This is a genomic window from Mesorhizobium sp. L48C026A00, assembly GCF_000502375.1.
Lineage (GTDB): Bacteria > Pseudomonadota > Alphaproteobacteria > Rhizobiales > Rhizobiaceae > Mesorhizobium > Mesorhizobium muleiense.
The window spans coordinates 1-8,822 of sequence record NZ_AYWU01000071.1 but is presented as its reverse complement, the minus strand read 5'-3'; the positions used below and the strand labels follow the sequence as shown (position 1 = coordinate 8,822).

Annotated in this window: 8 protein-coding genes and 1 pseudogene; 4 read left to right on the top strand and 5 right to left on the bottom strand. The window is 62.3% G+C overall.

Annotated elements, in window-relative coordinates; translation table 11 throughout:
- The first annotated feature begins 243 nt into the window (after nucleotides 1–243).
- Nucleotides 244–966, top strand: a complete 723-nt coding sequence (locus tag X738_RS88145; RefSeq protein ID WP_245277899.1) for an ISL3 family transposase — start codon at nucleotides 244–246, stop codon at nucleotides 964–966.
- A 1,106-nt stretch (nucleotides 967–2,072) separates the two neighbouring features.
- On the opposite strand, the gene X738_RS0145130 is transcribed toward X738_RS88145, so the two are convergent.
- The 5 genes and pseudogenes from X738_RS0145130 to X738_RS80045 form a co-directional block, all read right to left on the bottom strand.
- Complete coding sequence (locus X738_RS0145130) at nucleotides 2,073–2,339, bottom strand: type II toxin-antitoxin system YafQ family toxin (RefSeq protein ID WP_031257138.1); 267 nt, start codon at nucleotides 2,337–2,339, stop codon at nucleotides 2,073–2,075.
- Entirely contained in the window at nucleotides 2,340–2,600 is a 261-nt protein-coding gene (locus tag X738_RS80060) for a type II toxin-antitoxin system RelB/DinJ family antitoxin (RefSeq protein WP_023804181.1), read from the bottom strand.
- Between the two features lie 584 nt (nucleotides 2,601–3,184).
- Complete coding sequence (locus X738_RS80055) at nucleotides 3,185–4,339, bottom strand: RHE_PE00001 family protein (RefSeq protein ID WP_023804180.1); 1,155 nt, start codon at nucleotides 4,337–4,339, stop codon at nucleotides 3,185–3,187.
- 472 nt (nucleotides 4,340–4,811) lie between these two features.
- Entirely contained in the window at nucleotides 4,812–5,519 is a 708-nt protein-coding gene (gene scpB / locus X738_RS80050) for an SMC-Scp complex subunit ScpB (protein ID WP_031257137.1), read from the bottom strand.
- A 5-nt stretch (nucleotides 5,520–5,524) separates the two neighbouring features.
- A pseudogene (locus X738_RS80045) lies at nucleotides 5,525–6,492 on the bottom strand (DUF1403 family protein).
- Between the two features lie 149 nt (nucleotides 6,493–6,641).
- Between X738_RS80045 and X738_RS80040 the strand changes: the two are divergent.
- Genes X738_RS80040 through X738_RS80030 form a run of 3 tightly spaced genes read left to right on the top strand, consistent with a single transcriptional unit; the run spans nucleotide 6,642 to nucleotide 8,511 of the window.
- Complete coding sequence (locus X738_RS80040; RefSeq protein WP_023804176.1) at nucleotides 6,642–6,899, top strand: type II toxin-antitoxin system VapB family antitoxin; 258 nt, start codon at nucleotides 6,642–6,644, stop codon at nucleotides 6,897–6,899.
- Nucleotides 6,899–7,285 (top strand): type II toxin-antitoxin system VapC family toxin, encoded by a 387-nt coding sequence (locus tag X738_RS80035; RefSeq protein WP_023804175.1) that lies wholly within the window; start codon nucleotides 6,899–6,901, stop codon nucleotides 7,283–7,285. Before X738_RS80040 ends, X738_RS80035 begins: the two co-directional genes overlap by 1 nt.
- A gap of 2 nt (nucleotides 7,286–7,287) precedes the next feature.
- Nucleotides 7,288–8,511 (top strand): site-specific integrase, encoded by a 1,224-nt coding sequence (locus tag X738_RS80030; protein ID WP_031257136.1) that lies wholly within the window; start codon nucleotides 7,288–7,290, stop codon nucleotides 8,509–8,511.
- Nucleotides 8,512–8,822 lie beyond the last annotated feature (311 nt).

Below are 8,822 nucleotides of genomic sequence, written 5' to 3'. Positions count from 1 at the left end.
GGCGTCAGCATGTTCGCCCTCGACTACTATTCGCCCTGGCTGGGCGGCCTCGTCCCGCAACGAGACCGCCTGGGATGTCAATGACCACGGAATCGGGACCCTGGTTTTTCGCGCAAAAGGGGGTCAGACTCAATCTCGCTGCATGTGGAGGGTGATGTCGCGCAAGTTTTCGAGAGGGAATCAGCGCGATGGAACAGAGATTTGGGTCGACGAGACTGGCGCCGGCGGGGTTGCTCGTCGAGCATGCCGAAATCAACACGGATTGTGTATTTCTTGACGTGCGCGCTACGGCGCTTTCGGCAACGTGCCCGTGCTGCGGGACGAGTTCACGCCAGACCCAGAGCCGATATATGCGGCAAAGCCGCCGATCTGCCCATCGCTGGCCGGCGAGTGGTCTTGCGGGTGACGGTTCGCCGTTTCTGGTGCGACGCCGTTCTTTGCCGCCGCCGCATTTTTGCCGAGCGGTTTGGCGCCGATGTTTTAGCCCCGTTATCGCGGAGAACCGGACGCCTTGAGACCATCGTTCATCACTTAGGACTGGCGCTGGGCGGAAGGCCTGCCGCAGCCTTTGCCGATCGCCTGATGGTGCCGGTGAGCAACGATACCCTGTTGCGTATCGTGCGCCGGCGGACTGAACCGCCGCGCGATAAGCTAGCCATCATCGGCATCGACGACTTCGCGTTCCGGCGCGGCCAACGATACGGGACGATTGTCTGCGATCTTGAGCGCCGCAGGCCAGTGACATTGCTGCCTGATCGCGAACAGACGACATCGCAGGCTTGGCTGACGAATCATCCTTCCATTGTGACAGTCGCTCGCGATCGGGGTGGCGGATATGGCGAGGCGATCGCCAAGGCCTTGCCACATGCCGATCAGGTGGCCGACCGCTGGCATCTGATGGAAACGCCAGCCGCGCTTTCCTTGATGCAGTCAGCAAGTCCATGCGGCATATCCGAAAGACGGTAGGCAGCACCATCATCGATCCAAAGCTTCTCACCTATGCCGAGCGGCTGCAATATGAAGATATCTGCGTCGCCAGGAGACAAACGAGGCCATTCTGGAATTGTCGAAGCAGGGTGTGCCGATCAAGCAGATCGTCAANTCTGCGTCGCCAGGAGACAAACGAGGCCATTCTGGAATTGTCGAAGCAGGGTGTGCCGATCAAGCAGATCGTCAAGCGTACCGGACATAGCCGCAAGCTCGTCCGCTGCGTCCTGCGCGGTCAGCGCTCCGACATGTTCCGCGTCCGGCAGAGTTCGCTCGAGGAATGGCTTCCCTGGCTTGACGGCCGCTGGGACCAAGGCGCGCGCAATGCTTCGGCGCTCTGGCGCGAAATGCGNCCGATCAAAGCGCACTTGCCCGCACGCCTTCGGCACGAAGCATCGCCAGGCTCATGACGCTGGCGCGTGACGACCTGTCCAAATCCGACGCTGTACTGATCGCTGCAATCGAGAGCAATGTTCCTGGCCTCGTCACCGCGCGAACGCTTGTCGACGACTTTCAGCAGATGATCCGGTCAAAAGCGGTCGCAAAACTGGACGCTTGGCTCGAAGGCGCGAAGGCAAGCCTCATCGGCTCCTTCGCGAACGGGGNAAGATTGATCTGCTCCAGGCGCGCCTCGTCGGTGCAACTTAGGCTGTGGCCGCAGCGAGAGTGCGTCAGAGCCCCGTTTGGACGAAAATCACCCCTCAAACAGGGTCCTCATTCCATGAAAAATCACACGAACGGGATTGCTCGGCGCTGGACCAGTGCATCGCTTTCGGATTCACCCAATCCCAGAAGCGCTGCGTCCTCTTCGGCCAACCGGGCGAATATTCAAGCAGCCGGGGAACTGACAGCGGCGCAAAGATTGATCGGGAAGCGAGCCGGGAGTATCTCTCTTGCGGTCCGCAAGGGAATCGATGCCTTCGGCTTCTGTTACTCGCTCCACAACAACCGCTTCCCGGATCGGCCGGACATGGTGCTTGTCGGACTGTGCTTAAATGTGAGAATGCGCTGATTTGTTGGCGCTACTGTATTTAAGTAGGGCCGACCCGCGGCGGGTTGCTTACCTGCAAGCATGATGCGCCGCCCTACTCGCGGAAAAGGTCAGAGTGCGTGCCGGTACGCTCGAAATGAACGCTCGTCGCGTCCACTTTGTAGATCAGCAGCCAATCCGGCTCTATGTGCAGGTCGCGATAACCGATCCAGTTTGATTTCAAGGGATGATCGCGCAGCCGAACCGGCAATTCCTCGATCAACAATTGCAGGACGTGGCGCAGCTTCACCATGTTCTTGCCGCGTTTCTCCGCCCGCTTCACATCTCGGCGAAACTGGCCGGAATAGGATGGTGCCCGCACTCAAATGCCCAACTGCTTGAACAGGTCCCCCGCATCCTTGGCCTTGTGAACGTCCTCGCCGCGCGCCGTCTTCTCCATAGCCTCAACGGTCGTTGGATTCGGCACCTTCACCGGGAAGGGAATGGCCTTATCACGGGCCACCCTGACCAATGCCATGCGGATATAGTCGGACACGGAAAGGCCCATCGCTGCCAGCGCCTTGGTAGCATCGTCCTTGGTCGCGGCATCGACGCGCGCGCGCACAACGGAATCAACTTTCATGATACGGTCTCCTTTCGAGGATGTAGCCGATTGTAGCTACAACTGGCCACCTTTTCAATCCCCTCCCTCGCGGACAACCAATTAATACGGACAAGAAGCGCAAGGGGTTCCGAAGGAGTGCCTTGTGGCGCTGAATCTGCCTTTCGCCAAATACAGGCGTAAAGGTAGCTTCGGTGAAAGCATCGGCAAAGCCGAAAGCCAAAGCCTAAAGTACCATAATTGCGGAACTTCTGGACTCCGTGCCCTAACGGACACATTCTCCCTCTGGGGAATGCGATGGGCAATGCGGTTCACTCCAAATTGTCCAGGCCGCGCAAGCCATGGGGCTCCTTCGCGCCACTCGACTCCATGACTGTTTTGGCGCCGCTGGGGGTTGCGGGCGATAGCCGGGAAGCACGGCCGCGATCGGGGCCGTGCAGCGGTGATGCGACGACGCCTCTCACGTGACAACGGCTACACTTTCGACCGATGCGGGACGACACGCACCGCAGGCCTGGCCAGGACCAAACGACTCGGCAATAGCACGGGTCATGCCGGTCGCACTACCGGCGTGGCAGACGATCTTATCGCGCGCACTGGAGCTATCAGAGGATCGCCCACGCCCGGTAGCGTCCCCTGCCCGTGATCTCGCGCAGGCCGAGTTCGGCGACGAGATTAAGCGCCCCCCGCGCCGTCAGCTTCAGGTCCTTTTCGATCATTGCGCTGGAGACGAGCGGCCGCGCAAGAACGAGGTCGACGAGTTGCGGCAGCTTCGAATGTCCCCGCCGGCCGCGCAGGCGGCGCCCCATCTGCTCCCGGGCCAGCATCAGCCGATCGTGTTCCTTCAGCCCGGCGCCGGCCGCTTCAGTGACGCCCTCCAGAAATCCGATCAGGCGCGCCGTCCTGTCGCGGGCGCGCCGCCTTTCGCGCGGAATGGCGCGCAGCCCGGTGTTGAGACAGACGAGGTGAGCGCTCGTTTTTCGGACCTGCCTGAGCATGGCGCCGACGAGCAGGTGTCCGAGCCAGGGCAGATGCTGCAGCGGTTCTTTTGTTTCCCACGCATCCCATAGCAGGGCGGCGCTCAGCACGGGCGGCTGGCCGGTGGTCCGGTTCAACACGGCCCGCCAGTCCGACAGCCGTTCCTCCTCGTCCCAGTCCAGATCGTAGACGAGCGAACTTTTTTCACCCATCGGCACCTGTTGCGGTCGCGGCACCGGCGCGGCGGCGAGCCCGTTGAGCACGTTGCGCGTGCGATCGAGCAACGCATCGATGGCGGCAAATTCGCCGCCGAGGCCATCGTTCAGATCGTCATTGGCCGACCCGTCCGACGCTTCATCGCCGGCGCCCATCGCTGCCGTCGCATGACTCTCCGATGGGAGAGTGTCCGGGATGCTGGCGCCCCGCCCGCGCAATTGTCCCAGGCCATTCGGGCTCAGCGCCCAGTCCGGTCTGTTGGCAACAATCAGCCGCCGTGCCCGCAGCACCGCATGGGCACGGGTGAGTTCGTGGGTCGGCGTGCGGATGTCCATGTGGGTGTCGTGCAGGACCAGATCCTCGACATGGACAAGCTCGCCCTCGAGCCACAGCGCGGCGGCGGCGTCGTAGAAATGCGTGCGCGCGACAAAACCCTCGCGCACTGGACTTTTGTCCAACCGCTCATCGAGGCGCGCCAAACAATCCTCCGCGGCGACGAGCGGTCCCGCAAGCTCGCGCCACGGAATCGCATCAGCACCGTCAAGGTCAAAAGGGGGTATCCGCATTCGTTCCGGCCTTCACTTTGGTGCTGCCAATTGAAATGCTTAGGTAAAAATCGGCGGGCCCGCTCGTGGGACGCCGCCAGCCTCTCCTGATGCAAAACGGGTGACGTCGTAAGCCATTGATATCGCGTTAGCCGATTCGCCTTGATGAAGCTATCGAGCTCGTTGCTTCACTCACGGCGGGTCTCCTGGCCGCGCACCATCACTGTCGATAATGACCTCTTATCGATACTGTCATTATTTGAAGCATGCGAAGTTGATTACATTCTTATTATTAATCGGGATATACGACCGGTTTAGAGCGCCGGCTCGCCTCTCACAGGCGACGTTCCAGCGGCGACCGCAGATCGAGATATTGGCGGTTTGATGCCGGGGTTTGTCCGAAATCTGTCGTCCGATTTCGGACGAAGTGGCGGGCAAGATGTCCGAAATATGCTACGAATTTCGGACAAGCTTCACACACAAAGCGCCGCGGCTATTCGTCGAGTTCGACTCCGACCGGCTCTGGGCCGACGGCAAAGCTAGGGATGATGTGCCCCGCTAGCAGCTTTTCCTTCGACAGCAGTCCGGCGTCCTCAAGCGCCTCGAAATCCGGCAGGTCGCGCAGCGTGTCGAGACCGAACTCCAGCAGGAATTCTTTGGTCGTGACGTAGGTGTAGGGCGCGCCGGGCGTCGGGCTGCGCGGACCGGACGCAATCAGCTTCGCGCCGCGCAGATGACCGATGAGATCGCGGCTGATCTCCTTGCCGAAGAAGGAAGAAAGCTCGGCGCGGGTGATCGGCTGGAAGTACGCCACACACATCAGCACCAGCACTTCAGATTGTGTCAGATCCACGGCTCGCTCGTTTCCGCCGACCGCGGCACGGATGGCATCGGCATAGGCCGGCCGCGTCAGATGCTTCCAGCCGCCGGCGACGGCGACGAGGTCATAGGGCCGACCGCGCAGTTCTTCGCGGATGTCGTCGATGAGGAGATCAATGCTGCAGCTTTTGCCGACGATGCGGGCGAGCGTTTCGCGGTTGACCGGCTCGCTGGCAGCAAAAATCGTTGCCTCGACGCGATGCATCCATTCTCGCCAGCGCGCCTCCGGCGGCAGGTGATCCAGCTCCCGGTCAAACGGCTGGTCAGCCGATCGACGGTTATCTGACGGGCTCCCCCCTCGCCTGCGCACTGCCTCCACCATGGTCGTTAGAGCCCGTAGATGCGGAACGCGGTGCGGCCGGACATCTCGCGGACGGCGCCGAACTCGACCAGCCGGTCGAACAGGCGGCGCAGCCCACGGGCGCTCATGCCTGCGATCTTTTCGGATCCCACGATCGCATCGTCGGACAGCAGCTTGTCGACAACAGCGTCCGCTGCTTTGGCTCTAAGCTTCGGCGTGACGGCAAGCAGCCGGTCCGCGCGTCGCCCGAGTTCGGCGTGAAGATCAATTGCGCGCAACGCAGCGCGTGCCTGCGCGGCAAGCAGGCTTTTCGCACGCTCGGGATGTGTCTCAATGCTTGTCGCGACAGAGCCAGCTGCCGATCGACGCGGGCGGGCGCTTGTGCCCAAGGCCGCATCGGCGCCCAGCAGCGGCACCGCATGCGCCCAACCCAGCCGTTGCGCCAGCAGGGCATCGTGAAGGCACCGTTCAGGATCCCGACCACATCGGTGCCGGCGCCGAGTTGCCGTCGCGCGGTCGACAGATCGCTAACGGCCTCGTCGTCACGGGCGTGACCGAGATCTTCCAGCACCGCAGCGAGGTTTTTCGCCGTCAGCAATTCCTCAGCCGGCCGGGTCGCCAGCCGACGCCAGGCGAGGAGCAAAAGACCGGCGGGCCCGACATTGTCGCCCGGCCGCGTGAGCAGCACGGCACCGCGCAGCGAGCTTTCATCCTCGACGCGGCCGGCCTGCTTCGCAGTTGCCGCAGCCGCCGAAAGCGCCAGCCGCTGCCGCCAGGCGCCGGCCCATCGCTCCTGCCGGCGGACCACCCCATCGAGCGCGCCGATGGTGGCGCCGGCGGCGAGCGCGACGTCCTCAACGCCTTTTCCCGCAAGGCTTTGCGCATCGGGAACCGCCCGACGTAGCCAGGCCGGCACCGTTGCCATCGGCGCGATCGAAGGGGCACCGGCAGGCGTGGCGTAGTGGCGCGGAGAGGGTTTAGGACGCAGAATCATCGAAAGTACGATGAACATCGAATTGCGCAGAAAGCGCTGCGCTTGTCGTCCACTCAAAACGAATGACAATGTTGCATTATCGTTCCTAATTGACAGAAACCAAAAGATTAGGGAGAAATTGCCAAAAAGGTAGAAATTCGGAGCCTCTCGTGTCCCTGAATATCAAAAACCCGGCCACCGTCGCTCTCGCCGACGAACTCGCGCACCGCCAGGGTATCAGCAAGACTGCAGCCATTCACCAGGCGCTGAGCGAGCGGCTGCATCGAATGGGTTACGGTGACGTGGCCCAGGAGCGCCTGCTCGGCGAGTTGCGGGCGATCCGGGAAAGAGTGGCGCGATTGCCGGAACTCGATCATCGCAGTGACGAAGAGATCGTCGGCTATGACGAGCACGGCATTCCGAACTGATGGTGATCGACACCTCCGCCATCGTCGCGATCCTGCGCAACGAACCAGAAGCCTTGAGGCTTGAGAAGGCGCTCGTCACCAACCAAATCCGCCTGGTCCCTGCAACCTGTGTGCTCGAGGCGCGCATGGTGCTGGTCAGCCGGCGCGGTGAGCATGCGTTGGCCGAGATCGATCTGTGGCTCCGCAAGATCGAGGCCGACATCATCGCCGTGGATGCCGATCTCGTCGATGTGGCAACGCAGGCTTGGCTCACCTACGGCAAAGGCCGCCACCCGGCCGCCCTGAATTTTGCCGATTGCCTTTCCTACGCGTTGGCCAAACGGGCGGATGAGCCCTTGCTCTTTATCGGCAATGACTTTTCCCAGACGGATATCGAGGCAGCATAACGATGGCTGGCGACGGTGCGGGATCAACTGCAGCGCCCCGAGGGGACGATCTTCCCGACATCATCGATGTCGTGATGGAAATGGGACAGCATCCACAGGAGGGCGAAAAATCCCCCTCCCCTCCCCTGCCGCCTATGCACTCACGGGGACATGGTAGCCTTCCCGGCCATCTGGAAGAGCTTGCCGGCCACGCCCGCGACTATGTCAAGGCGGCCAGCTCGGCCAATACACGGCGCGCCTACGCCGCCGACTGGAAGCATTTTTGCGCCTGGGCGCGCCGGCAGGGTCTGGAAGTGCTCCCACCTGATCCGCAGACCGTCGGGCTCTACATCACCGCCTGCGCGTCCGGAAAGGTAACAGGGGAGAAAAAACCAAACTCTGTGGCGACGATCGAGCGTCGCCTTTCGTCACTGTCCTGGAACTTTTCGCAGCGCGGCGAACCGCTGGACCGCAAGGACCGCCACATCGCAACGGTCATGGCCGGCATCCGCAACACCCACGCCTCCCCTCCCCGGCAGAAGGAAGCGATCCTGCCCGAGGATCTGATCGCCATGCTCGAGACCCTCGACCGCGGCACGCTGCGTGGTCTGCGCGACCGCGCCATGCTGCTTCTGGGTTTTGCCGGTGGGCTGCGGCGCTCGGAAATCGTCGGGCTCGACATTGGTCGCGACCAGACCGAGGATTCTTCGGACTGGATTGAGTTTTTTCCTGACAAGGGCGTGCTGGTGACCCTGCGCGGCAAAACCGGTTGGCGCGAGGTCGAGGTCGGCCGCGGCTCCTCCGACGCCACCTGCCCGGTGGNGACCCTGCGCGGCAAAACCGGTTGGCGCGAGGTCGAGGTCGGCCGCGGCTCCTCCGACGCCACCTGCCCGGTGGCCGCTCTGCAGACCTGGCTAAGACTGGCGCGCATTGCGCACGGACCTCTGTTCCGGCGCGTTGCTGGTCTAGGCAGAGCGGTCGGTGTCGATCGCTTGAACGACCAGGAGGTCGCACGCCTGGTCAAGCGCACGGCGCTCGCAGCCGGCGTGCGTGGCGATCTGTCGGAGGGCGAACGCGGTCAAAAGTTTGCTGGCCATTCGCTGCACGCCGGCCTCGCGTCCTCGGCCGAGGTCGATGAGCGCTATGTGCAACAGCAGCTCGGTCACGCCTCGGCCGAGATGACTCGAAAGTATCAGCGCCGGCGCGATCGTTTCCGCGTCAATCTCACCAAGGCGTCCGGGCTCTGAAAAGCCCCCCTCCCCTGCCCCGTTTTGTCCGCTGGGATGAGGCGGTCATCAGGCGATAACAATACCTCATCGAGCACAGCGAGCGCTGTATCCAGACTATCGGCGGCCGACGCTTCCGTCAGGCATGATCATCAACTGCGTTATGGCACGGCCCACAAATTCCGGGTTTAGCTTTTCCAACCGATCCTTGGTCCGGGAGACCTGTTCCGGGAATGCGCGCAGATTGAAGCGAACAAATGACGAGGTCTCTTATCCCCGACACGAATAGCTCGCGATCTCATCGGGATTTCCCTTACCGTCATAGGCAGCTT

Bases quoted from the DNA above. Each gene is read 5' to 3' on its own strand.
- X738_RS80060 (WP_023804181.1), bottom strand. From the start codon at position 2,600: ATGAAAGTTGATTCCGTTGTGCGCGCGCGCGTCGATGCCGCGACCAAG.
- X738_RS80035 (WP_023804175.1), top strand. From the start codon at position 6,899: ATGGTGATCGACACCTCCGCCATCGTCGCGATCCTGCGCAACGAACCA.
- X738_RS80055 (WP_023804180.1), bottom strand. From the start codon at position 4,339: ATGCGGATACCCCCTTTTGACCTTGACGGTGCTGATGCGATTCCGTGG.
- X738_RS88145 (WP_245277899.1), top strand. From the start codon at position 244: ATGCCGAAATCAACACGGATTGTGTATTTCTTGACGTGCGCGCTACGG.
- scpB (WP_031257137.1), bottom strand. From the start codon at position 5,519: ATGGTGGAGGCAGTGCGCAGGCGAGGGGGGAGCCCGTCAGATAACCGT.